Source organism: Arthrobacter sp. ISL-5, assembly GCF_018613835.1.
Taxonomy (GTDB): Bacteria; Actinomycetota; Actinomycetes; order Actinomycetales; family Micrococcaceae; genus Arthrobacter.
This window is the reverse complement of the sequence record NZ_JAGGPM010000027.1, coordinates 30898-53694: the sequence shown is the minus strand read 5'-3', so window position 1 is coordinate 53694 and position 22797 is coordinate 30898. Positions and strand designations below refer to the sequence as shown.

Below are 22797 nucleotides of genomic sequence, written 5' to 3'. Positions count from 1 at the left end.
AAGACGGACACTCGCCCCGGGGTGTCAGGCCCCGGCGTCCCCCGCGAACGCCTGTCCGCTGCGCAGTTCAGCACGGTGCACGTCAGGCTCAAGATAGATGACCCTCGCAATCGGCACGGCCGTGCGGATACGCTCCTCGGCAGCGTCAATGAGCCTGGCGATGTCCAGTCCGGACTCCGCGGCGCCCACCGTGATCTTGGCGGCCACGAGCAGTTCCTCCGGCCCCAGGTGGAGCGTCTTGAGGTGGATGATGCCCGTGCCGTCGGACTCGATTGCTGTCCTGATCTTGGCAACATCGTCCCGCGTCGCGGATTCGCCGAGCAGCAGTGACTTCGTCTCCAGGGCCAGGACCACGGCGATGGCTACGAGCAGCAGGCCGATCATGGCCGTGCCGAGGGCATCCCAGATGCCGTCTCCCGTGATCAGCGTCAGGCCTACGCCGAACAGTGCAAACACAAGGCCGAGCAGGGCGCCGAGGTCTTCAAGCAGGATCACCGGCAGCTCAGGCTGCTTGGCGTTCCGCACGAACTTGACCCACGTCTGCGTACCGCGGACGTGGTTGGATTCGATGATGGCAGTCCGGAAAGAGAAAGACTCGGCAATGATCGCGCCGACGAGCACTGCGAGCGGAACCCACCAGAAGTCGCCTTCAATGGCGTGCGGGTGCTGGATCTTCTCCCACGCCTCATACAGGGCAAACAGGCCGCCGACGCTAAACAGCACGATCGAGACGATGAACGCGTAGATGTAGCGTTCGCGGCCGTAGCCAAAGGGGTGTTCCTCACTTGCGGCCTTCTGGGCACGTTTTCCACCAACCAGCAGGAGGATCTGGTTTCCGGAGTCGGCCACCGAGTGGATGGCTTCGGCCAGCATGGAGGACGACAAGGTCAGGATGAATGCGACGAACTTCAGGACAGCGATGGTCAGGTTTGCAGCCAGAGCCGCGACAATCGCCTTGGTACCGCCAGTTGCAGCCAAGGGGCTTCACCTCTTCACGGGGAAATTACAAGGGAGTGGATACGGCCGTCTACCGGGGCCGTCTAGTAAATACCGTACCCGTACGGTCCGCGGCGGTGCACCAGACATGGCGTGCCGCCGCTACGAAAAGGTTGAAACTAAGCGTGCTGACAAATAATCGCGCGCTGTGTTAGCTTGAAGCCATATCGGGACTGACACTAATCGATCCCGACGAATATGAAGGAGGAGACAATGGGTTTTCTTGCTTGGATTATTCTCGGCCTGATCGTAGGCGCAATTGTCAAGGCCGTTATGCCCGGCAGGGTTGGCGGCGGCTGGGTCACCAGCTTGGTATTGGGCGTCGTGGGCGCCATCGTTGGTGGCTGGATCGGCAGCCTTCTCTTCGGCAGGGGTGACCTGGCGTTCTTCGACCTCGGCACCTGGATCCTCGCCATTATCGGCGGCCTGGTTGTCGCCGGTGTCTACGGGGCAATCACCGGACGCAACAAGACCATCTGAGACTACTAGGCGCTGGACGGCCGGAAGGCGACCCAGCTGCACCTGAAAAGCGGGGATCCACCAGTTGGTGGATCCCCGCTTTTTTGTCTGCAGGTCCGGGCGCCGATTATCCGGTGACCGGCGCCTAGGCAGGCTCCTGGGACTGGATCGGCCGTTGGGAACGGGCACTGGCGTACAGGCACACGGTGGCCGCCGTTCCCAGGTTCAGGCTTTCGGCGGCGCCGTAGACGGGAACGGCCACCCGGTGGTCCGCCAGTGCCAGCTCGGCCTCGGACAGGCCCTGGGCTTCGTTGCCGAAGAGCCAGGCAGTGGGGCTCTCGAGCGCGTACTCGGAACCGGCCGTTGAGGCTCCGAGCCGCCGCGCAGCGCTCTCGTCCTGGAGGCGGTCCAGGTTGAGCTTGCCGTAGCCGTCCGCGGCCAGGACGCCGATGCCGCGGGATCTGCACTGCGCCACCAAGTCCTCCACGTCGGCGGCCAGCACCACAGGCAGGTGAAACAGGGAGCCGGCCGTCGAGCGCACAGCCTTGGGGTTGTAGATGTCCACGCTTGAGTCCGTCAGGACCACCGCATCAGCACCGGCGGCGTCTGCGGCCCGGAGGACAGTGCCGGCATTTCCGGGGTCCCGAACCTGGCAGAGTACGGCAATCAGCTGCGGTCCGGCGTCGATTACTTGCTCAAGGCTCACGTCCAGGAAAGCGCAGACCGCGAGAATGCCCTGCGGCGTGACGGTGTCCGCCATCGCGGCGAGCACTTCGTCGGTGGCAAGGTATGCCGTGGTGCCCTCCGCGAGTGTCTCCAGGTCCGGATGCCGGTCCAGGCAGGACTCGCTCGCGTAGACCTCATAGACGATGCCGGGCTCCCCCGCGGCCACCCGCTTCTGATGCAGCGTCAGTGCCTCGCGCACGGCCTGCGGCCCCTCTGCCAGGAACTCGCGGCGCTTTAAACGGGCCGGGCGCCCGGCAAGCTGTGCCACCTTCCTCACCCGATCGGCTCGGGGGTTGGAGAGTGGAAAGTCTTGCGGGCGCCCGGTTTCGTTCATATAAGAACCTTAGTGGCAGTTGCCACCGGTCCTTGAACCACCAGTTGCTGTACTACTCGGCAGCGTCAGCGGCCGGCTTCTTCGCAGCAGGCTTCTTGGCGGCAGGCTTCTTAGCAGCCTGTGCCTTGGGGGCCGCAGCCGCTTCAGCCTTGACGGCGGGAGCGGACGTGTCGGCAGGCAGGGAGTCCTTTGCGACCTTGACCAGCGCGGCGAAGGCGTTGGCGTCGGAGACGGCCAGCTCGGCCAGCATGCGGCGGTCAACCTCGACCTCAGCGGCCTTCAGGCCCTGGATCAGACGGTTGTAAGTCAGGCCGTTGGCGCGGGATGCAGCGTTGATGCGCTGGATCCACAGGCGACGGAAGTCGCCCTTCTTCTTCTTGCGGTCGCCGTAGCTGTACACAAACGAGTGCAGCAGCTGCTCTTTGGCCTTGCGGTACAGGCGTGAGCGCTGTCCACGGTAACCTTTGGCGCGTTCGAGGATAACCCGGCGCTTCTTGTGGGCGTTTACCGCCCGCTTCACACGTGCCACGTGCGTACTCCTTCAAAAATCTGATCCCAAGCGTCTACTGCCGGTAACCCGGCCGGCCTGAGAAGGCTTATTGGTAGTTGACTGGTGCCAGGTGGCAGTCAGTCAGAGTGCTTGGAAACTAGATGCCGAGCATCTTCCGGATGACCTTGGCGTCGCCCTTGAAGACGATCTTGTCGCCGGCGAGGCGGCGGGTCAGCCTGGAGGACTTGTGCTCGAGGTAGTGGCGGCGGTTGGCCTGCTGGCGGCGCAGCTTGCCGCTGCCGGTCAGCTTGAAGCGCTTCTTAGCACCACTGTGGGTCTTCATCTTCGGCATGGGAACCGATCTCCTAACGTATCCGCGGACAATGTCCGCAGTTCTTTCGTGCAGCCGCCCCTGCGGGCGGCATGCTGGTTGCTGACTGCCTGAAGGCGATACCTTCCGCAGTTGTGAACTAAGTGGTCTTCTTACCTGACGGCTTCGGCGTGGCCCGCGGCGCGGGGCGCGCAGCGGGCTTCGGCGCGGCCGGCCTGGCCACCGGCTTCGGCGGAGCAGGAACAGCTGCAGGCTTGGGTGCTGCCGGAGCAGCCTTCTCAGCTTCTGCCGCCTTTGGAGCAGCAGGCGCTGCGGCCTTCGGAGCAACTGGAGCTGCCGCCTTCGGAGCAACAGGAGCTGCCTTCGGAGCGGGTGCCGCCTTGGGTGCAGCCGCCTGGGGTGCCTCGCGCTTCGGCTCGGCCTCCTTGGCAGCCTGGGGTGCTTCCGCGGCGGGAGCTTCAGCAGCCGGAGCTGCTTCGACCGGAGCCGCTTCGATGGGAGCCGAAGGCGCTTCGACGGCGGCTTCCGGAGCGGGCGCTTCGACGGCGGCTTCCGGAGCGGGCGCTTCGGCTGCTGCCGGGGCGTCCTGCACGGTTGCCTCCGTGGAAACCTGGAAGCCTTCCGGCAGAAGGTCGGCAAGCGACTGCGTCAGGGGTGCCTGATCGTCACCTGAAGTGTCGATGCGGCCGGCTGCCTTGGCTTCGTTCTGGGCCTTGGCTTCAGCGCGCTGCGTTGCACGGCGGGCTTCAGCCTTGGCTTCCGCCTTGTTCTTCAGCGGGCCGATCACCATGACCATGTTGCGGCCGTCGATGCGGGGGCTTGACTCCACCACGCCGACTTCATTGACATCTTCCGCGAAACGCTGAAGCAGGCGCAGGCCCATTTCCGGGCGCTGCTGTTCGCGGCCACGGAACTGGATCATGGCCTTGACCTTGTCCCCGGCTCCGAGGAAGCGCAGGGCGTGGCCGCGCTTGGTCTCGTAGTCGTGGGTGTCGATCTTCAGGCGGAACCGGATTTCCTTCAGAACCGTGTTGGTCTGGTTCTTGCGGGCCTCACGGGCCTTGACTGCGGCCTCGTACTTGTACTTGCCGAAGTCCATCAGCTTGCACACCGGAGGCTTGGCCTGCGGTGCAACTTCAACGAGATCAAGATCGGACTCGGCAGCCAGACGCAGGGCATCCTCAATACGGACGATTCCTACCTGTTCGCCGGCAGGGCCGACCAGCCGCACCTCTGGGACGCGGATACGCTCATTGATTCTTGGCTCGCTAATGTTAAAGCTCCTGTGTTTGTGATGGGTATTCCACCGGCAAAATAGAGAAGGCCCCCAATTGCCGGAGCAATCGAAGGCCTCGAGGATCGGATGTGCAGGCCCCGCAGGGACTGCACGCGGCTTCCCAGGCTCCTGCCCGGTGAAAACGCCCGACCTTTACCCGGCAACCTTGCTTCCCGTAACTACTCGGGAAAACGGCTGACGCGGGTGGGAGAGAACTCCGCTTGCAAACTGATTATCAATTCTACAGAAAGATACCCGCTTACCGCACATTGCGGCAGTGGGTCTCATCCACGGCAAAATAACGACATCCAGTCGGTCTGTGACAAGCTTACCGTATGAGCACTCCAGACAGTAATTCACACGTTTACCAGGCCCCCGGTGACCAGGCCGATGTTTCACAGCAGGTCCGCGACATCGCCGAGGTTCCTGCCATCGAGGTCATCACCACTGCCGCCGTGCACCTCATGAGCGCCGCAGCCGTGAAGCTCGGCCTGGCTGCCGAAGAGAATGCGGAAGACCTCAAGGACCTGGACGAGGCCCGGAAGCTCATCACGGCCCTCGCCGGCCTCGTGACCGCAGCCGCTCCGGAGATCGGTTCCCAGCACGCGGGACCGTTGCGTGACGGTCTCCGTTCCCTGCAGCTCGCCTTCCGGGAAGAGTCGATCATCCCCGATCCTCCGGGCAAGGGCCCGGGTGAAAAGTACACGGGGGCAGTGAACTAAGTCCCGCACACGAATAGATCACGACGACGGCGGGCTGACCTTTGGAGGTCGGCCCGCCGTAGTTCTGTTAGGCCCTTGCGGCGCGCTGCCGGCGGCGGCGCTGCAGCGTGAGTCCGACGGCGCACAGCAGAACGCCGGCGACGCCCACCGAGACGAACCCGCCCGACGGCCCGACGCCGTCGATGAACACCCCGGCCAGCGGCGCACCCAGGGCCACGCCGGCGGTGAGCGCCGATCCGTACCAGCCCATCGCCTCGCCCCGGCGCGCCTCGTCCACGAGGTCGGCGACCTTTTCCGAGGCCGCCGAGAGCACCGGCGCGCAGAGGAGACCCGGCAGCAGGGACAGCAGGCTCAGCGTCAACGTGTCTGTGGCGAACCCCATCGGGATGGTCAGGGCCGCCATGCCCAGGAGCAGGAGGATCGGCGACACCGGGCGGTGCATGGCACCGTAGACGAGGCCGCCGAGGACCGACGCCGCACACCAGAAGAGGAACACGATCCCGATTTCGCTTTGCTGCCCTCCGGTCTCCAGTGCTGCCACGATGCCCACATCCGTGCCGCTCAGCACCATGCCCGCCCCGGCGGCGACGGCAAAGACCGCGGCAACGGCCGCGGTAAACCACGTGAGGTTGTGCGCAGCTTTGCGTCGAAGGCCCGCCCGGCGGCGGCTGCCGGCGGCTGCGGGACCGAGCTCGGCAGCGGCTTCCTGGAGGTGGGCGGGAGCGGCCGCCACGACCGCAACTTCGGCCGCCTCCTGCTCGTCCGCCTCGCACGCCTCGTCGCGGTCCGCGCTGCGGGTGGGCGGGTTGAACCACATCAGGAACAGGCCGGCCAGGGACGTAGAGACGCCGACGATCGTCAGTCCGAGGACCGAATGACCGCTCGTGGCGACGATCGCTCCGGCGGCCGGCCCGATCATGAATACCACCTCGGTGCTGATGGCATCCAGGGCGAAGGCGGTCCTGCGCTGGTCCCCGTCCGCCAGCACGCCCAGCGATTGGCGGACGACGCTGAAAATGGGAAGTGTGAGCAGTCCCCCGACGAAGACGAGCGGCAGCAGCCACTGGTAGGAGACGTGCGGCACGATGGCCCAGATGACGGTCTCGGACACGACAGACGGTATGAGGGCCGTCCGGAGTCCCGCCGTGTCCACGCGCCGCCCCCGCCATGGGGCGCCCAGCGCGATGCCGATGGTCATGACGGCCGCTGCTGCGCCGGCAGCGGCGTAGCCCTCTCCCAGGGTCAGGACGATGTGCAGGGTCAGGAGCACGCCGGCCGCCGAATGCGGTATCCGCGCGATCATGCCGACGACCAGGAGCCGCCGGATGGGCCTGATGGCCAGCAGCTCCCGGTACAGGGTGAAATTCACAGGTAGGTCCTTAGTTCCGCCGCCGGGCAGCAGCCGGACGGACCACTTGGGGACCCCCGGTTACTCCGCGGCGCGCCTTAGCTTGACTTCGATCGAGTCAACACGCTCACCAAACAATACATTCCGGCTCCAGTCGTTCTGGAGGCCGGCAACGAGGGACTGGACCGCGGCGGCATCCAGCCCGTCCTCAAGGTAGAGCACGACGCGCAGTTCGGGCCCCGGCCCGCCACCGTCAATCCGGACCCCTGAAGCGGTCGCTGCCGCCACTCCTCCGCCGGGAAGGACTTCAAGGCCGCGGACCGCCGGCCGTGTTTCCGCGGCGGACCGCAGGAGTCCCGCCAGCTCGGCATCGCGGTAGGCAGGAAGCCACGGCTTCTGCTGAGCCAGTGCCCAGACTGCCGGGCGCCGCACGACGAAGGTGACCTCGGATCCCGGATCCACGACCAGCAGCTCAGCACCTTCGGCCACAGCGGACAGCGCCGCCCGCGCCGCGTAAACCGCAACAGGCCTCGCTTCGGGGTGCCACGCGGCCAGGGCTTCGGCCGAGCTGAACACCGGCATGGCCAGCCGGCCGTCCGGCGCCTTCAGCGTCACGAGTGCCATGTCCGCCTGCTTGTCGGCATGCAGCCCGTCCACGCCTTCGGCTTCCTCAGCCAGCTGGGCCACAATCGGAACGAAAACGCGCGCCGTGGCAAGCGAAGCTACGACGGCGGCTTCGTCGCCGTCGGCCGTGAGGAGGCCCGAAACGGCGGCGAGATAACCTGCGTCCGCCGTGCCGTCGTCGTCCTCGAAGTTGTGGATGCTGGCGTTCTCACCGTCGAGGCTGCGGCCGGCCCAGGGCTGGCCGGCAGAATCGGTTGCGCCGCCGGCACCCGCAAGGGCAGCCTGGATGTGCCCGGGCAGGCGGCGCACCGGAGGCTGTTCCTCCGCCGCGCTCTCCGCGCCGTCGGGCGTCCGTCCGTGCTCGGCCATGAGGGGGCGCTGCCTAGCGGCGGCCGGCGACGTCGAGGGCCTCCGGCAGGGTGAATGCCCCGGCGTACAGGGCCTTGCCGACGATCGCACCCTCGACGCCGAGCGGAACCAGCGAGCGGAGGACCTTGAGGTCGTCAAGGCTAGAGATGCCGCCGGAAGCCACCACGGGCTTGCCGGTTTTCTCGACCATCTTCCGCAGCAGTTCTACGTTGGGGCCCTGGAGGGTGCCGTCCTTGGTGACATCGGTGACCACGTAACGGGCGCAGCCGGCCTCCTCGAGGCGGCCCAGGACGTCCCAGAGGTCGCCGCCTTCCTTGGTCCAGCCCCGGCCAGCGAGCGTGGTGCCGCGGACATCAAGTCCGACGGCGATCCTGTCGCCGAAGCGCTCGATGGCCCGCGCCGTCCAGTCCGGATTCTCCAGGGCGGCAGTGCCGAGATTCACACGGGCCACGCCCAGGTCCAGCGCCTTTTCCAGCGACTCGTCGTCGCGCAGCCCACCGGACAGCTCCACTTTGATGTCCAGCCGGCCCACGACTTCACGCAGGAGCTCGGCATTGGAGCCGCGGCCGAACGCAGCGTCCAGATCCACCAGGTGGACCCATTCCGCGCCCTGCTCCTGCCAGTTGAGGGCAGCCTCCAGCGGAGTGCCGTAGCTCGTCTCGCTGCCGGCTTCACCTTGCACCAGGCGGACAGCCTGGCCGTTCACGACGTCGACTGCGGGGAGCAGTTCCAGTACAGGAAGCTCGGTTTGGCTGATCATCTCGTGTCCTCAGTTCTCGTGTAGCGCTGATTTCCATGAAGCGCTGTTGTTTCCGTGAAGCGCCGTTGTTTCCGTGAGGCACCGGGCCGCCGGAGATTCCGGCCGCTGCGGGCTATGGCCGGGCAAAGTCAGCAGGTACGCGGCCAGAAGCGACATGCCTGCCAGCACGTAGAACGCGATCTGTGTCCAGAGCGGCTTCTTTTGCTGCCGAAACGACAGTGCGCCGCCGACCAGCAGGCCGGCCAGGCCCATCAGCACGATGGACCACATCTAGGCGTCCGCCGCGGTCGCTGCTGGGGTAGCCGGCGTGGCGTCCGCCGCAGGCGTTGCGTGCGCTGCGGGCGTTGCGTGCCGGTGGTGGCCACGGAGCCCGTCCACCCAGTTCTTCAAAAGCCTTGCGCCGGCGTCCCCCGACTTTTCCGGGTGGAACTGGGTGGCGCACAGCGGTCCGTTCTCGACGGCGGCGATGAAGGGGGCGCCGTGCTCGGACCATGTCACGAGCGGCGGGGCCATGCGGGGCTGCACGACGTCGAAGTCCCAGTTCTGGACACCGTAGGAGTGCACGAAGTAAAAGCGCTCGGACTCCACTCCCTCGAAAAGCCTGGAGCCTTCCGGGACCTTAACGGTGTTCCAGCCCATGTGCGGAACAACGTCTGCGGGCAGGAGTTCGACCTTGCCGGGCCACTCCCCCATGCCCTCGGCTTCGGTTCCGTGCTCGACGCCTGCCTCGAACAGCACCTGGAGGCCTACGCAGATGCCCAGGACGGGACGGCCGCCGGCTACCCGGCGACCGATCATCCGGATGGCGTCCACTGCCTTGAGTTCGCGCATCACGGTCTCGAAGGCGCCGACGCCGGGAACCAGAAGCCCGTCCGCGTTGAGGACGTCTTCGGGCTTGGAACTCAGAATGACCTCGGCGCCGGCGCGCTCAAGGGCACGGACGGCTGAACGGACATTGCCGGAGCCGTAGTCCAGGACCGTGACAGTCGGCTTGCCCTCCGGGGACGCCGGCTTGACCGTGGCTGAGGGATCGATGATGGCGCCCTCGCGCAACACCTTGCCGGTCATAGTGCACCCTTGGTGGACGGAATGCCCTCGACGCGGGGGTCCGGTTCCACGGCCGCGCGCAGTGCCCTGGCGAAGGCCTTGAACTGGGCCTCGACGATGTGGTGCGGGTCGCGGCCGGCGATGACGTTCATGTGCAGGCAGATGCCCGCGTGCAGCGTGATGGCCTCGAAGACGTGCCTGGTGAGCGATCCCGTGAAGTGGCCGCCGATCAGGTGGTACTCCTGCCCCGCCGGTTCACCGCCGTGCACCAGGTACGGCCGGCCGGAAACGTCCACCACGGCATGCGCAAGGGCTTCGTCCAGCGGCACCGTGGCCTCGCCGAAGCGGCGGATGCCTGCTTTGTTTCCGAGGGCGGTGCGCAGCACCTCGCCGAAGGTAATGGCGACGTCTTCGACCGTATGGTGCACGTCGATGTGGATGTCGCCGGTCGCCTTGACGGTCATGTCAATGAGTGAGTGCTTGCACAGCGCGGTCAGCATGTGGTCGTAGAACGGGACCGAGGTGCTGATATCCGACACTCCGGTGCCGTCGAGGTTGATCTCCACCAGGACGGAAGATTCGCTGGTGGTGCGCTCCAGGCGCGCAGTCCGGGCCTCGGCAGCCTTGATTCCGGTGTCGCTCATGGTGATAGGTGTCCTTTTGACGAAGGAGAGTGCAGGCGTTGCTTGGTCTACGCTCAAGTTTAGGCCGGAAGAGCGGCCTGCCTGGCCAGGATGCTTTCCAGCGCTTCCAGGAATGCTGTGGTTTCCGTCTCAGTTCCGGCCGTGACCCGCAAGTGTCCCGGGATGCCGACGTCCCTGATCAGCACTCCTGCGTCCAGCAGCGCCTGCCAGACCTCGTGGGGGTTTTCCAGGCCGCCGAAAAACACGTAGTTGGAATCCGAGGCCGCCGGCCGCAGCCCCATCCGCGTCAGTTCGGTGACGATGCGGTCGCGCTGCCGCTTGATGTCCTGGACGTCCGCCATGAGTGCCTCCCGGTGGCGCAGCGCCGCGAGTGCCGTTGCCTGGGTAATGGCCGACAGGTGGTACGGCAGGCGCACGAGGCGCAGGGCGTCGGCCACTTCCGGTGCCGCCGCCATGTAGCCGAGCCGTGCGCCGGCGAGGGCAAACGCCTTGCTCATGGTCCGGGACACGATGAGCCGCTCCCGGCCCGGCAGCAGCGTGAGGGCGCTGGGGGTGCCGTCGTGGGCAAACTCGTGGTAGGCCTCATCCACGATCACAATGGTCTGGCTGGCCGCGCCGGCCTCGTAGACCGCCTCCACCACATCCAGGCCGAGGCCGGTGCCGGTGGGGTTGTTGGGTGAGCAGAGGAACACAATGTTCGGCTGAAGCTCCCGGACCTGGCGGGCAGCGGCCTCAGCGCTCAGGCCGTAGTCTCCGGCGCGCTTGCCGACAATGTAGGCAGTGTCGGTTCCGCTGGCGAGCAAGGGGTACATGGAGTACGTGGGCGGGAATCCGAGCGCCGTACGCCCAGGCCCGCCGAAGGCCTGGAGAATCTGCTGGAGGACTTCGTTGGAGCCGTTGGCGGCCCAGATGTTCTCGGCCCCAAGCCCGTGGCCAAGGTATTCGGCGAGGGCTTCCCGGAGTTCGGTGAATTCGCGGTCCGGATAGCGGTTGAGGCCTGCGGCGGCCTCGGTCACGGCTTCGGAGATGGCGGCCCTGACATCGGCGGGCACGCCGTGCGTGTTCTCGTTGACGTTGAGCAGAATGGGGACGTCCAGCTGCGGCGCACCGTAGGGTGTCAGCCCCCGCAGGTTGGTCCGGAGGGGCAATCGGTTCAGTCGCTCAAGCTGGTCACTCACCTGAACAGTTTAAGTGCCACGGACGGCGCGCCTGAAACTGTGACGATTTGGCGGGGTCCGAACCCTGCAGAATCGCCGACTACTTGGACGGAACAAACAGCTGCTGACCCGGCATGACCCGGCCGCCTTCCAGATCATTCAGCTGGACAATGTCCGCGATGACATCGCGCGGGTCCCGGCCGGGGTCCACCGCCCCGGCGATGGCCCACAGGGATTCACCTGGCTGTACCGTGACGGACACCGCCGGCGTAACAGCCAGTCCGCTGGCGGTGTCGGCCGCCTTGGCCGGCGAGTTCAGCAGGCCGGCCAGGGAGAGCAGAATTGCGGCCAGCAGGACCAGCGGCATGCCAATCAGGACGATCCGGCCGCGGCGCGTGAGACGCAGCCGCGGCGGCTTGGCCGCCTGGCCGATCACCGTCGTGCTGCGCCGGGGACCCTGCAGCGAACTCTGCCGCGCCGCTGTTACCCTACCCTGCGGATGTGAGCACTGAACTGCTGCTGGCACTGACGTGACTGTTGAAGCTGACATGACCTGAGCCCTCCTGGACCAATCTGTGCTGCCCGGTTTGTGCCCGCCCGCCGACCGATCGCTGGGATATTCGAATAACCCGACGGCCCCGAAGCTGGACTAGAACACATGTTCGAACTTTGCTTTTCTCAGTTTTAGCACTTATCAACGAATTAAGTCGAGACTCGCTAGAACAAATGTTTGAAAAAGCCGTAGGGCTGGCCTACGTTTGGAATCAAAGAACAACCACATCTGCAGTTGATCAGCAGGGTCTGACAATTTCAGTCCGGAAGTTCCCGGCAACTGCAGCCACGGATGCCGGGTGGAATGGAAAGGCGTTGGCGAACATGGCAGCACAAGCCTCCGGCGGCACGGCTCCCCAGCACAGCCAGCGGTCTCAGCGGACACCCAAGGGACTCACTGTCCGGCAGAAGAGGATCCTGGAAACCATCCAGCGATCGGTGAATGAGAACGGGTACCCGCCGTCCATGCGGGAAATCGGCGACACCGTTGGCCTCGCCAGCCTGTCCAGCGTCACGCACCAGCTCTCGCAGCTCGAAAAACTCGGTTACCTGCGGCGCGACCCCAAGCGCCCACGGGCCATGGAAGTCCTCATGCCGCTCACCCTGGACGCGGGCGGAGCGAAGGCCCCGGCGGCCGAGAAGGACGCCGCCCTCCACAGCAGAGGAAGCGGAACAGTCACGCAACTGCCCAGCGCCATGGACACGGCCATGGTGCCGCTGGTCGGCCGGATCGCAGCGGGCGGACCCATCCTTGCGGACCAGATGGTGGAGGATCTCATGCCGCTACCGCGCCAGCTCGTGGGCCACGGCGAACTGTTCATGCTGAGGGTGGCCGGCGATTCCATGGTGGATGCCGCCATCTGCGACGGCGACTGGGTGGTGGTCAGGCGGCAAAGCGACGCCGCCAACGGCGACATCGTCGCTGCCCTGCTCGACGACGAAGCGACCGTCAAGACGTTCCGCCAGCGGGACGGGCACACCTGGCTGCTTCCGCAAAACACCCAGTACGAACCCATCTTGGGCGACCACGCCGTCGTCATGGGCAAAGTCGTCTCGGTACTGCGTTCGCTCTAAGCCTGCCTAGGACCGCGCGCCGGCCAGCCTCTCAAGAGCGGCCACGGCGATCTTCCGGTCGGTCGTCGGCCAGAACGGCGGGAGCGCGGCCCGGAGGAAGGCTCCATAGCGCTCGGTGGACAGCCTCGAATCCAGCACCGCCACCACGCCCTTGTCATCAGTGGACCGGATCAGCCGCCCCGCACCCTGGGCCAGCCTGATTGCCGCGTGGGTGGCCGACACCGACATGAACCCGTTGCCGCCGGCCTGGGCAACGGCCCGGGAGCGTGCGGTCATCAGCGGATCATCGGGCCGGGGGAACGGGATCCTGTCAATCACCACAAGCCGGCACGATCCGCCGGGGACATCCACACCCTGCCACAGGGACATGGTCCCGAACAGGCATGTGTCCGGCTCGTCGGCGAACTGCTTGACCAGGGCCGTCATGGTGGAATCACCCTGGCATAGGATGCTGACGTCCAGCCGGGGGCGCAGCGCCTCGGCCGCGTCCTCGGCGGCACGCCTCGACGAGAAGAGGCACAGGGCTCCCCCGCCGGAGGCGCGGATCAGCGACTCAAGTTCGTCGAGGGCTTCAGGCGAGGTTCCCCTGCCCGGCTTGGGCAGATGGCCGGCCACATACAGGATGCCCTGCTTCGGATAGTCGAAGGGCGACCCAACATCCACGCCCGTCCAGCTCGGCGCGCCCTCGCCCACGAGGCCGAGCCCGCCGGCGGCGGGTTCGAAGGCGGAGCCAATGGCAAGGGTGGCTGATGTCAGCACCACGGTGTGGCCGGCGAACAGGCCTTCCCGCAGCCGGCCCGCGACGCTGAGCGGGGCGATGTTGATGAGGGCGGGCGACGATTCGTCCGGCGCGGAATAGCCCTGCTGCGGGTCGAACGTGCTGTTCCGCGAGAACCACACCACCTCACGGTTTTCACGCGCCGCCAGGAGCCGTTCGCACAGCTCCAGGATCACGAGGAGGCGCGAACGCGCGAGCTGCCGCCCGCCGTCGGCCGTGTTGTTGCTGTCCCCCTTGGAATCGGACAACGCGGCCCGGCACGCCTCGCGGAGCTGGTCCACACAGTCCAGCTGTTCGTCGTTGAGCCCGTTCGGGAGCAGGCCGCTGGGCACCCCGGCGATGGCGAGTTCGAGGTTCGCGGCGGCGGTGTTGAGCGCATCCACGGTAATGCCGGTGTGCTTGCGGGCACCCGAAGCGGCCGCGTGGACCATGGCCGCCGACAGCTGGCCGGAGACTGCTCCGGTGACCCTGTCCTGGAGTTCGTGGGCTTCGTCCACCACCACGACGTCGTATTCGGGCAGGACGGCCAGGCCCTCAAAGGCGCTGACCGCGAGCATCGCGTGGTTGGTGACCACGACGTCGGCCTCGGCGGCGTTGTGCCGCGCGAGTTCACTGAAACACTCCGCCGCCAGGGGGCATTTCTGCGCCCCGAGGCATTCCATGGACGTGACGGAGACCTGGCGCCAGGCCCGGTCCGTCACGCCCGGGAGGAGTTCGTCGCGGTCACCCGTGGCAGTCTTTTCCGCCCACTCGCGGAGCCGGACCACTTCCTTGCCGAGCTGCGACGACGGCCCGCCCATGGCGGCGGCGAAATGCGGCACGCTGGTGTCCTCGCCCAGGGAGAAGAGCTGGCCTTCGGAAGGCTCCTCCGAGGGGAAGCCGCCCTCCAGCTTGTGCCGGCACACGTAGTTGGACCGGCCCTTGACGAGCGCGATCTTGACGGGCCGGTCCAGGGCCGGCGTGATGGTCTTGAGCAGCCGGGGAAGGTCCCGGCCCACGATCTGGGTCTGCAGCGCCAGGGTGGCGGTGGACACCAGGGTTGGCTTGTCGCTTTCCAGCGAGTGGGCAATCAGGGGGATCAAGTACGCGAGCGACTTACCGGTTCCCGTGCCTGCCTGGACCAGCAGGTGATCCCCGGTTTCGATGGCCCGCGCCACCTGCCGGGCCATCTCGTGCTGGCCGCTGCGGCTTTGACCGCCCATGCCGGCCACGGCGCGGTCGAGCAGTTCGATGACGAACTGCTCGCCGGCTGTGGCATCGGCGTGGTCCGCCGCCCGCTCAGTCATTGCTGATAAAGGATTCCAGTTCAGCCGCGAGGCCTTCCCGGACCATGACCACGGCGCGCGTGCCGCCCTCTTCGTGATCCAGGCTGAGGATCTCCGCATCGGAGTCGTGGAGCTTGCTGATCAGGTCGCCGCGGTGGTACGGGACGAGCAGTTCCATCTTGACGCTGGGCCGCGGAATGGACTCGCTGATGGCCTTCAACAGCTCCGGGATGCCCTGGCCCGTGCGGGCGGACACCACCACGTGGCGCGGTTCGCGCTGCTTAAGCCGCTCCACGACGAAGGGGTCCGCTGCGTCCGCCTTGTTGAGCACGATGATTTCGGGCACCTTGCGGGCGTCCACCTCGGCGAAGACGGAGCGCACGGCGGCGATCTGCCCCTCGGGATCGGGGTGGGAGACGTCCACGACGTGGAGGATCAGGTCCGAATCCGCGACTTCCTCAAGGGTGGAACGGAACGCCTCCACCAGTTGTGTCGGAAGCGAACGCACGAACCCCACGGTGTCCGCCAGCGTGTACCCCAGCCCGTCAGCGGTTTCGGTCTTGCGGACGGTGGGGTCCAGGGTGGCGAACAGGGCGTTCTCCACCAGGACGCCGGCGTCCGTGAGCCGGTTGAGCAGGGAGGATTTTCCGGCGTTGGTGTACCCGGCGATCGCGACCGAAGGCACGGCATTGCGACGGCGGTTGGCCCGCTTGGTCTCCCGGGCCGGCTTCATCGCGGCGATCTCGCGCCGCAGCTTGGCCATCCGCGTCCGGATCCGCCGCCGGTCCAGTTCGATCTTGGTTTCACCCGGACCACGCGACCCCATGCCGGCGCCGGCGCCGCCCACCTGGCCACCTGCCTGGCGGGACATGGACTCGCCCCAGCCGCGGAGGCGCGGGAGGAGGTATTCCAGCTGCGCCAGCTCCACCTGGGCCTTGCCTTCGCGGCTCTTGGCGTGCTGGGCGAAGATATCGAGAATGAGCGCCGTGCGGTCGATCACCTTGACCTTGACGATGTCCTCGAGTCCACGGCGCTGGGACGGTGCCAGCTCGGCGTCCACCACCACGGTGTCCGCACCGGTGGACATCACGATGTCCTTGAGTTCCAAGGCCTTGCCGGAGCCGAGGAATGTGCCGGGGTCCGGCTTGGCGCGGCGCTGGACCAGGCCGTCGAGCACCTCAGAGCCTGCGGTTTCCGCCAGCGCGGCAAGTTCGCGCAGCGAGTTCTCGGCGTCGGCCAGGGTGCCTTCCGTCCAGAGCCCGGCCAGGACCACACGCTCCAGGCGCAGCTGCCGGTACTCGACTTCGGTGACGTCTTCGAGTTCGGTGGAGAGCCCCGCCGTGCGGCGCAGTGCCCGGCGTTCCTCGAGATCCTGCTGATCGCCGTCGAACAGGCTGTGTTCCTCATCAAGCCGGGAAATCGCCTGGGCCTTGCCAAAGACCGCCCTGCTGCCGTCGCCGTTTACCGGCGCGGCGTTCCTGGCCGGGACGTCCTTGGCGAGGATCCGGTCGATGACAGCTTGGATTTCCTCAGGACTCATGTCCTGGGCTGCCGGCTCGGATCCGGGGTTTTGCTGACTGGTCATGGTCTCCTTAAAAGGTTCTGCATCTTCAGAATAGTGCTGATTGCTGCCCTTGGGCGCGGTATTCGCGCTGGGCTGACGGCGAGGGGTCATGGAGAGTCTCCTGTGAGGCCTCGGCGCATAGGCCTGGGCCGGTCAATTGATCTGAGTGGGGGTGCTGCGGCGCGCCGGGCGGAAGGCTAATACCTGCATCGCTCCGGGAGGGTACGTCAGTGCCAGTGCCGACCGCCGGGACGGCGGCTGCTCGGCGAGCCTGACGGGGCCGGCTACTCAAAGATCAAGAACATGCCTTACAGACTAGCAGACGTCCTGGCCCGGTTTCCCTTGTGGGCGGGTGGCCCACTAATCTGGCGAGTTATGGAGTCTGCCCACTATTTCAGCGCCTCGCCCGCGGGGCCCTTCACCCGCAAGCCCCTCACGGTGGAACTGGCGGGTGAAACGCGGAACCTGCAGACCTCCTCCGGCATCTTCAGCCCGGACGGCATCGACAAAGGCACGGCTGTTCTGCTGGCGGAAGTTCCCGCGCCGGCTCCGCAGGGGAACCTGCTGGACATCGGCTGCGGCTGGGGGCCGATTGCATTGACGATGGCGCTGCGCGCTCCGCATGCACGGGTTTACGCCGTGGACGTCAACGAGCGCTGCATCGCGCTCACGAACGGGAACGCTGCCCTGCTTGGCCTGGAGAACGTCACGGCCAGCACCCCGGAAAATGTTGATCCGGAGCTGCGCTTCGACACCATCTGGTCCAATCCGCCGATCCGGATCGGCAAGGATGAACTGCATTCGCTGCTGCTGCTCTGGCTGCCGCGGCTGGCCCCGGGCGGCTCCGCCTATCTCGTGGTGCAGAAGAACCTCGGCTCGGACTCCCTGCAGCGCTGGCTGGCCGAAGTCCTCGATGACTCGCTCACGGTAAGCCGGGAGAGCACGTCGAAGTCGTTCCGGATCCTGCGCGTCAGGAAAGCGTCCCGGTAGCAACGATGGTTGCCGGGCCGCTGAGCTCCATATGCTCGCGGCCGTCGGCCACGGTGAAGAACTTAACCCCGACGACGCCGCCCGGGACCTTCACGTGCCAGGCGTCCGGTGCGCCCTGCCCGGCCCAGTGACGGATTGCCACGGCCGCGGCACACGCTCCGGTTCCGCACGACTGTGTCTCGCCGACGCCGCGCTCATGGACCCGCATGGTCACCGTGCCGACGCCGTCATGGACCAGCGGCTCCGCCGGGACGACGAACTCGACGTTGGTGCCGTGCGGCGGGGTGGGGTCAACGTGCGGCGCCGTGAAAAGCCGCATGCCCTCCAACTCGGAGAGTTCGGCCAGCGCGACGACCGTATGCGGGTTGCCCATGCTGACTGACAGTGCCGGGCGCGGCACTTCGAGGCCGTCGGCGCCGACGAGGGAATCCATGGCGCGCGCCGCTGCCTCGGCCGGGAAGATGAACTCCCACGGGCCCATGTCGACGGCGTATCCGTCCTGCGTGCGGACAATGGTCTTGGCGCCTCCGCGCGTGCCGATGGTGAGCGAACCGCCGGCCGGGAGCTCCGCCAAGCCTTCGGCGATGAGGAAGTGGACGAACACGCGGACGCCGTTGCCGCACATCTCCGACAGTGAGCCGTCGCCGTTGCGGTAGTCCATGAACCATTCGGCATCGGGGTGCGAGGCAAGGAGCTGCCGGCCTTCGTCGAGGAGCCGGGAGGGGACGGCGCGGATGAGTCCGTCGCCGCCGATGCCGCGGTGGCGGTCGCACAGTACGGCAACCTGCTCAGGGGAGATGGAGTGCAGGCCCTCGGGGTCGGCGATCAGGACGAAGTCGTTGCCTGTGCCGTGGCCCTTGGAGAAGCGGAGGCCGCTCAGCTGCGAGGTGGCGGACTCGGCTGTTTCTGCAAGGGTTTCATCCATGCTTCAAGGTTACCTGCACGCCGTCGGGGTCCGGAAAACGGGTCTTCAGGAGCAGAGCGCCGCGGCCTTGGCCGCGAGGGCGGGATCCTGCCAGTCGAGCCAGCTGATGCGGGGATCCGCACGGAACCAGGTGAGCTGGCGGCGGGCGAACTGCCTCGTGGCCACGATGGTCTCCTCGGTGGCCTGGGCGACGTCCGCCTCGCCGTCGAGCACTTTGAGGAACTGGGCGTAGCCAAGGGCGCGGGGTGCGGTCCTGCCCCGGCGCAGCCCGGCCGCGTCGAGCCGCTCAACCTCCGCCAGCAATCCGCGCTCCACCATCCGGTGAACGCGTTCGGCCAGCCGCCCGCGCAACACCTCCCGGTCAACCTCAAGGCCGATCTGCACGGCAGGCTGGACGTACTCGCGGGTGGGCATGAAGGAACTGAACGGCCGCCCTGTCAGCTCGAAGACCTCCAGCGCGCGAATGATGCGGCGGCCGTCGCCGAGCCGCCCGGCGGACACCGGGTCGACAGCCCGCAGGCGCTCCAGCAGGGGGGCCGTCCCGACGGACGCGTGTTCCTGCTCGAGCCGGCCGCGGATCTCCGGGTCGGTTCCGGGAAACTCCAGGACGTCGAGGGCGGCCCGCACGTACAGGCCGGACCCGCCGGCCAGGATGGCCCGCTTTCCGCGGCTGTGGATTTCGGCGACGGCGGCCCTTGCCAGCCGCTGGAAGTCGGACACCGACGCTTCCTGGGTGACGTCCAGGATGTCCAGAAGGTGGTGCGGGACTCCCCTGCGCTCGGCATCCGTAATCTTGGCCGTCCCGATGTCCATGCCCCGGTAGAACTGCATGGCATCGGCGTTGATGACTTCGCCGTCCAGGGCCACGGCGAGTTCGACGGCGAGGTCGGACTTTCCCGAGCCGGTGGGCCCGACGACGGCAATGACGGGTGGCCCGTCCGGACTGGCCGCCGGGGCGCCCACGGCTCCGGAACTTTCGTCCACGCTAATTAGCGGCTCCGGACCGGAAGGGAGGGCATGCCCAGCGACACTCCGGTCTTGCCCGCAGTGCCGGTGGCGCCCGGAGCGGGGGCACCGCAGGAGTCAGCCTGCGCCCTGTCCCAGGCATCGCCCGCGCGTGACCGCCGCAGCGAGTAGTCCGCGGGTGTTGCCGGGTCAGCGACCAGGTGGAATGCGGCTGCCTCCGTCACGGTGACCGTCACGAGGTCGCCCGGGCGGGGCGCCTGGGCTCCGGCAGGTACTGAGAAGTGGACGAGCCGCTGGTCTTGCGAGCGGCCCGACAACCGGTGGGTCTCCTCCGCCTTGCGGCCTGACTGGGCAGTGACCATGACCTCGACGCGGCGTCCGAGCTGCTTCGCATTCTCCTCCGCCGCGATGCGGTCCTGCAGGGCAGTGAGGCGTTCAAAGCGTTCCTGGACCACAGCCTTGGGCAGCTGGTCAGGGAGGTCGGCGGCCGGTGTGCCGGGCCGCTTGGAGTACTGGAAGGTGAAGGCTGTGGCGAAACGTGATTTTTCGACGACGTCCAGCGTGGCCTGGAAATCCTCTTCCGTCTCCCCCGGGAAGCCGACGATGATGTCGGTCGAGATCGCTGCGTGCGGAATCTTCTCCCGCACCTTGTCCAGGATTCCAAGGAACTTCGCGGAGCGGTAGGACCGCTTCATGTCGCGGAGGACCTTGTCCGAGCCCGACTGGAGCGGCATGTGCAGCTGGGGCATGACGTTGCCGGTTTCGGCCATGGCGTCAATGACGTCGTCGGTGAACGCTGCCGGGTGCGGGCTCGTAAAGCGGACCCTTTCCAGGCCGGGGATCTCGCCGCAGGCGCGAAGCAGCTTGGAGAAGGCCTGGCGGTCACCGAATTCCACGCCGTACGAGTTGACGTTCTGGCCGAGGAGCGTCACTTCGATGGCGCCGTCATCCACCAGGGCCTGCACCTCGGCGAGGATGTCTCCGGGCCGGCGGTCCTTCTCCTTGCCCCGCAGGGCCGGGACGATGCAGAACGTGCATGTGTTGTTGCAGCCCACGGAGATGGACACCCAGCCCGAGTACACGGAGTCGCGCTTGGTGGGCAGGGTCGACGGAAAGACGTCCAGCGACTCGAGGATTTCGAGCTGGGCTTCGTTGTTGTGGCGTGCCCGGTCCAGGAGTGCCGGCAGGGCACCGACGTTGTGCGTCCCGAACACGGCATCCACCCACGGGGCCTTTTTCAGGATGGTTTCGCGGTCCTTCTGGGCCAGGCAGCCGCCCACGGCAATCTGCATGCCCGGGTTGGCTTCCTTGATGGGCGCCAGCATGCCCAGGTTGCCGTACAGCTTGTTGTCCGCGTTTTCCCGTACGGCGCAGGTGTTGAACACCACGACGTCGGCCTGGGCGCCTTCCGCCGGAACGTAGCCGGCAGCCTCGAGCATCCCTGCCATCCGCTCCGAATCGTGGACGTTCATCTGGCAGCCGAACGTTCGCACCTGGTATGTGCGGGGCGCGGCAGAAGCGTCGGTTGCTGGAACGGTGCCGGATGCGGGGGAAGGATAGGTCAGACTCACCCGTTAAGCGTACCGGCTGCGCCCAACTCCCTCATGCCTGGGTTGCCAGACTTCCGAGCTGCCTGACGCCGGGGCTGCCCGACGCCGGGGCGCCCGATGCCTTAGCCACCTGATGCGGCGTCGAGCACTTCGCCCACGATGCGGAAAGCCTGCGACGGCTGGTACCCCTTGCGGGCAAGCATGGACGCCAGTCGGCGGGCGGCCTTGTCCCGCTCGGAGCGGTCCGACAGGTCAGTTCCCGGCCGGAGGCGGCGTTCCACCAACTGGCGGGCGGCCGCTTCCTCGTCTTCGTCGCTGAGCTGGTCCAAGGCCGACGCCGCAATGTCCCCTTCGATGCCTTTTTCCGCCAGCTCCCGGCGGAGGGCACCCTTGGCCAGCTTGCGCGTCTGCGAGCGACTCCGCACCCACATGTCGGCAAACTCCGCGTCATCGACCAGCCTGACCTCTTCAAAGCGGTCCAGGACTGCCGCGGCGACGTCCTCTGGCACGTTGCGTTCCGCCAGCTTGCGCTCGAGCTGGAGCCTGCTCTTGGGCGAACTGGTCAGCTGCCGCAGCACAATGGCGCGCGCCACCGCCGCAGGATCAGGCTCCCTGTCCTCCATGAGCCTGTCCTCAACGAACCGGTCCTCCGCGGCCCAGCCCTCCGCGAATGCGGACGGCGGGGCCGACTCCTGAACGGCGGACGCGGCGCGGCGTTTGCTGTTAGAACGCTTGCTGTTAGAACTTGTCAACGGCCTTCAGCTTCGGGGAGGCTTCGGCGTCAGCGGCCGCGGGGCTCACTCCGACACCCAGCTTTTCCTTGATGAGCCGCTCGAGTTCCGCAGCCAGTTCGGGGTTGTCGCGCAGGAAGCGGCGGGAGTTCTCCATGCCCTGGCCGAGCTGGTCACCGTCGTAGGTGAACCAGGAGCCCGATTTCTTGATGATGCCGTGCTCCACGCCCATGTCGATGATGCCGCCCTCGCGGGAGATGCCCTGGCCGTAGATGATGTCGAACTCGGCGATCTTGAAGGGCGGGGCCATCTTGTTCTTGACGATCTTCGCCTTGGTCCGGTTGCCAACGGAGTCAGCGCCTTCCTTCAGCGTCTGGATCCGGCGGACGTCGATTCGGATGGAGGCGTAGAACTTCAGCGCCTTACCGCCGGTGGTGGTCTCCGGCGAGCCGAAGAAGACACCGATCTTTTCCCGGAGCTGGTTGATGAAGATGGCGGTGGTCTTGGTCTGGCTCAGCCGGCCCGTGATCTTTCGCAGGGCCTGGCTCATGAGGCGCGCCTGCAGGCCAACGTGGCTGTCTCCCATGTCGCCTTCGATTTCCGCACGCGGCACAAGCGCGGCGACGGAGTCGATGACGATGACGTCAAGGGAGCCGGAGCCGATAAGCATGTCCATGATTTCCAGCGCCTGCTCACCGGTGTCCGGCTGGGAGACCAGCAGGGCGTCAGTGTCAACGCCAAGCTTGGCCGCGTACTCGGGATCGAGGGCGTGCTCGGCGTCGATGAAGGCGGCAATGCCGCCCTGCCGCTGGGCGTTCGCCACAGCATGCAGTGCAACGGTGGTCTTACCGGACGATTCCGGTCCATAGATCTCGACGATCCGGCCGCGCGGCAGTCCGCCAATTCCCAGCGCAACGTCCAGCGCGATGGATCCTGTCGGGATGACCTCAATGGGGGCCCGGACTTCATCGCCCAGCCGCATGACGGAGCCTTTGCCGAACTGCTTGTCAATCTGGGCAAGCGCTGCTTCAAGCGCTTTTTCACGATCCGGGGCTGCCGCCATGGTTCACACCTCTAATGCTTTCTCGCTGGGGAGTGGCCTGTGCGGCCTGTTTTCTG

24 protein-coding genes are annotated in these 22797 nt (G+C 66.7%); 4 read left to right on the top strand and 20 right to left on the bottom strand.

The genetic code is table 11. The features are described 5' to 3' along the window. Nucleotides 1-24: 24 nt before the first annotated feature. Nucleotides 25-978 carry a cation diffusion facilitator family transporter gene (locus J7I89_RS14725; RefSeq protein ID WP_214971715.1) on the bottom strand — a complete coding sequence of 318 codons (954 nt, stop codon included), beginning with the start codon at nucleotides 976-978 and terminating at the stop codon, nucleotides 25-27. 231 nt (nucleotides 979-1209) lie between these two features. Between J7I89_RS14725 and J7I89_RS14720 the strand changes: the two genes are divergently transcribed. Next, nucleotides 1210-1476: a GlsB/YeaQ/YmgE family stress response membrane protein gene (locus J7I89_RS14720; protein ID WP_214971712.1), complete on the top strand. Its 267-nt coding sequence runs from the start codon at nucleotides 1210-1212 to the stop codon at nucleotides 1474-1476. Between the two features lie 124 nt (nucleotides 1477-1600). Here J7I89_RS14720 and J7I89_RS14715 read toward each other — a convergent pair whose 3' ends face one another. The 4 genes from J7I89_RS14715 to infC form a co-directional block, all read right to left on the bottom strand. Further along, a complete protein-coding gene (locus J7I89_RS14715) occupies nucleotides 1601-2515 on the bottom strand; it encodes an RNA methyltransferase (RefSeq protein WP_214971709.1) in 915 nt (304 codons plus the stop codon). A 52-nt stretch (nucleotides 2516-2567) separates the two neighbouring features. After that, nucleotides 2568-3044, bottom strand: a complete 477-nt coding sequence (gene rplT, locus J7I89_RS14710) for a 50S ribosomal protein L20 (RefSeq protein WP_214971706.1) — start codon at nucleotides 3042-3044, stop codon at nucleotides 2568-2570. Nucleotides 3045-3162: 118 nt separating this feature from the next. Further along, entirely contained in the window at nucleotides 3163-3357 is a 195-nt protein-coding gene (gene rpmI, locus J7I89_RS14705) for a 50S ribosomal protein L35 (protein WP_009358635.1), read from the bottom strand. Nucleotides 3358-3475: 118 nt separating this feature from the next. Then, nucleotides 3476-4567, bottom strand: coding sequence for a translation initiation factor IF-3 (gene infC / locus J7I89_RS14700; RefSeq protein ID WP_308159921.1), 1092 nt, complete (start codon nucleotides 4565-4567; stop codon nucleotides 3476-3478). A gap of 380 nt (nucleotides 4568-4947) precedes the next feature. Here infC and J7I89_RS14695 point away from each other — a divergent pair, with 380 nt between their 5' ends. After that, a complete protein-coding gene (locus tag J7I89_RS14695) occupies nucleotides 4948-5334 on the top strand; it encodes a DUF1844 domain-containing protein (protein ID WP_214971703.1) in 387 nt (128 codons plus the stop codon). A gap of 67 nt (nucleotides 5335-5401) precedes the next feature. Here the strand turns inward: J7I89_RS14695 and J7I89_RS14690 are convergent, their stop codons facing one another. From J7I89_RS14690 to J7I89_RS14655, 8 genes are all read right to left on the bottom strand, one after another. Continuing rightward, nucleotides 5402-6703, bottom strand: a complete 1302-nt coding sequence (locus J7I89_RS14690; RefSeq protein WP_214971700.1) for an MFS transporter — start codon at nucleotides 6701-6703, stop codon at nucleotides 5402-5404. 60 nt (nucleotides 6704-6763) lie between these two features. Further along, the gene (locus J7I89_RS14685) at nucleotides 6764-7675 is read right to left on the bottom strand and encodes an SseB family protein (RefSeq protein WP_214971697.1); all 912 of its coding nucleotides are present in this window, start codon (nucleotides 7673-7675) and stop codon (nucleotides 6764-6766) included. A 13-nt stretch (nucleotides 7676-7688) separates the two neighbouring features. Then, nucleotides 7689-8435, bottom strand: coding sequence for a bifunctional 1-(5-phosphoribosyl)-5-((5-phosphoribosylamino)methylideneamino)imidazole-4-carboxamide isomerase/phosphoribosylanthranilate isomerase PriA (gene priA, locus J7I89_RS14680; protein WP_214971695.1), 747 nt, complete (start codon nucleotides 8433-8435; stop codon nucleotides 7689-7691). Nucleotides 8436-8444: 9 nt separating this feature from the next. After that, nucleotides 8445-8705, bottom strand: coding sequence for a hypothetical protein (locus J7I89_RS14675; protein WP_214971807.1), 261 nt, complete (start codon nucleotides 8703-8705; stop codon nucleotides 8445-8447). Next, complete coding sequence (gene hisH / locus J7I89_RS14670) at nucleotides 8706-9503, bottom strand: imidazole glycerol phosphate synthase subunit HisH (protein ID WP_251045351.1); 798 nt, start codon at nucleotides 9501-9503, stop codon at nucleotides 8706-8708. It abuts the gene before it with no gap. Then, nucleotides 9500-10126, bottom strand: a complete 627-nt coding sequence (gene hisB, locus J7I89_RS14665; protein ID WP_214971693.1) for an imidazoleglycerol-phosphate dehydratase HisB — start codon at nucleotides 10124-10126, stop codon at nucleotides 9500-9502. The genes hisH and hisB overlap by 4 nt, the downstream gene beginning before the upstream one ends. Nucleotides 10127-10185: 59 nt before the next feature. After that, nucleotides 10186-11304 (bottom strand): histidinol-phosphate transaminase, encoded by a 1119-nt coding sequence (locus tag J7I89_RS14660; protein WP_214971690.1) that lies wholly within the window; start codon nucleotides 11302-11304, stop codon nucleotides 10186-10188. A 79-nt stretch (nucleotides 11305-11383) separates the two neighbouring features. Then, entirely contained in the window at nucleotides 11384-11833 is a 450-nt protein-coding gene (locus J7I89_RS14655; RefSeq protein ID WP_214971687.1) for a LysM peptidoglycan-binding domain-containing protein, read from the bottom strand. 326 nt (nucleotides 11834-12159) lie between these two features. Between J7I89_RS14655 and lexA the strand changes: the two genes are divergently transcribed. Beyond that, nucleotides 12160-12909, top strand: coding sequence for a transcriptional repressor LexA (gene lexA / locus J7I89_RS14650; protein ID WP_214971683.1), 750 nt, complete (start codon nucleotides 12160-12162; stop codon nucleotides 12907-12909). A gap of 6 nt (nucleotides 12910-12915) precedes the next feature. Here lexA and J7I89_RS14645 read toward each other — a convergent pair whose 3' ends face one another. After that, nucleotides 12916-14973, bottom strand: coding sequence for an ATP-dependent DNA helicase (locus J7I89_RS14645; protein ID WP_214971681.1), 2058 nt, complete (start codon nucleotides 14971-14973; stop codon nucleotides 12916-12918). Continuing rightward, the gene (gene hflX / locus J7I89_RS14640; RefSeq protein ID WP_214971678.1) at nucleotides 14966-16537 is read right to left on the bottom strand and encodes a GTPase HflX; all 1572 of its coding nucleotides are present in this window, start codon (nucleotides 16535-16537) and stop codon (nucleotides 14966-14968) included. The genes J7I89_RS14645 and hflX overlap by 8 nt, the downstream gene beginning before the upstream one ends. Before the next feature lie 354 nt (nucleotides 16538-16891). Here hflX and J7I89_RS14635 point away from each other — a divergent pair, with 354 nt between their 5' ends. Next, entirely contained in the window at nucleotides 16892-17506 is a 615-nt protein-coding gene (locus J7I89_RS14635) for a class I SAM-dependent methyltransferase (protein ID WP_214971675.1), read from the top strand. Here the strand turns inward: J7I89_RS14635 and dapF are convergent. The 5 genes from dapF to recA all read right to left on the bottom strand — a co-directional run bounded on the left by dapF (nucleotide 17487) and on the right by recA (nucleotide 22741). Beyond that, nucleotides 17487-18431 (bottom strand): diaminopimelate epimerase, encoded by a 945-nt coding sequence (dapF, locus tag J7I89_RS14630; RefSeq protein ID WP_214971673.1) that lies wholly within the window; start codon nucleotides 18429-18431, stop codon nucleotides 17487-17489. The genes J7I89_RS14635 and dapF overlap by 20 nt on opposite strands. Nucleotides 18432-18476: 45 nt before the next feature. Next, the gene (gene miaA, locus J7I89_RS14625) at nucleotides 18477-19415 is read right to left on the bottom strand and encodes a tRNA (adenosine(37)-N6)-dimethylallyltransferase MiaA (RefSeq protein ID WP_308159920.1); all 939 of its coding nucleotides are present in this window, start codon (nucleotides 19413-19415) and stop codon (nucleotides 18477-18479) included. Between the two features lie 5 nt (nucleotides 19416-19420). Continuing rightward, entirely contained in the window at nucleotides 19421-20968 is a 1548-nt protein-coding gene (gene miaB, locus J7I89_RS14620) for a tRNA (N6-isopentenyl adenosine(37)-C2)-methylthiotransferase MiaB (protein WP_214971670.1), read from the bottom strand. Between the two features lie 101 nt (nucleotides 20969-21069). Further along, a complete protein-coding gene (locus J7I89_RS14615; protein WP_214971796.1) occupies nucleotides 21070-21570 on the bottom strand; it encodes a regulatory protein RecX in 501 nt (166 codons plus the stop codon). Between the two features lie 115 nt (nucleotides 21571-21685). Then, a complete protein-coding gene (gene recA / locus J7I89_RS14610; protein ID WP_214971667.1) occupies nucleotides 21686-22741 on the bottom strand; it encodes a recombinase RecA in 1056 nt (351 codons plus the stop codon). Between the last annotated feature and the right edge of the window lie 56 nt (nucleotides 22742-22797).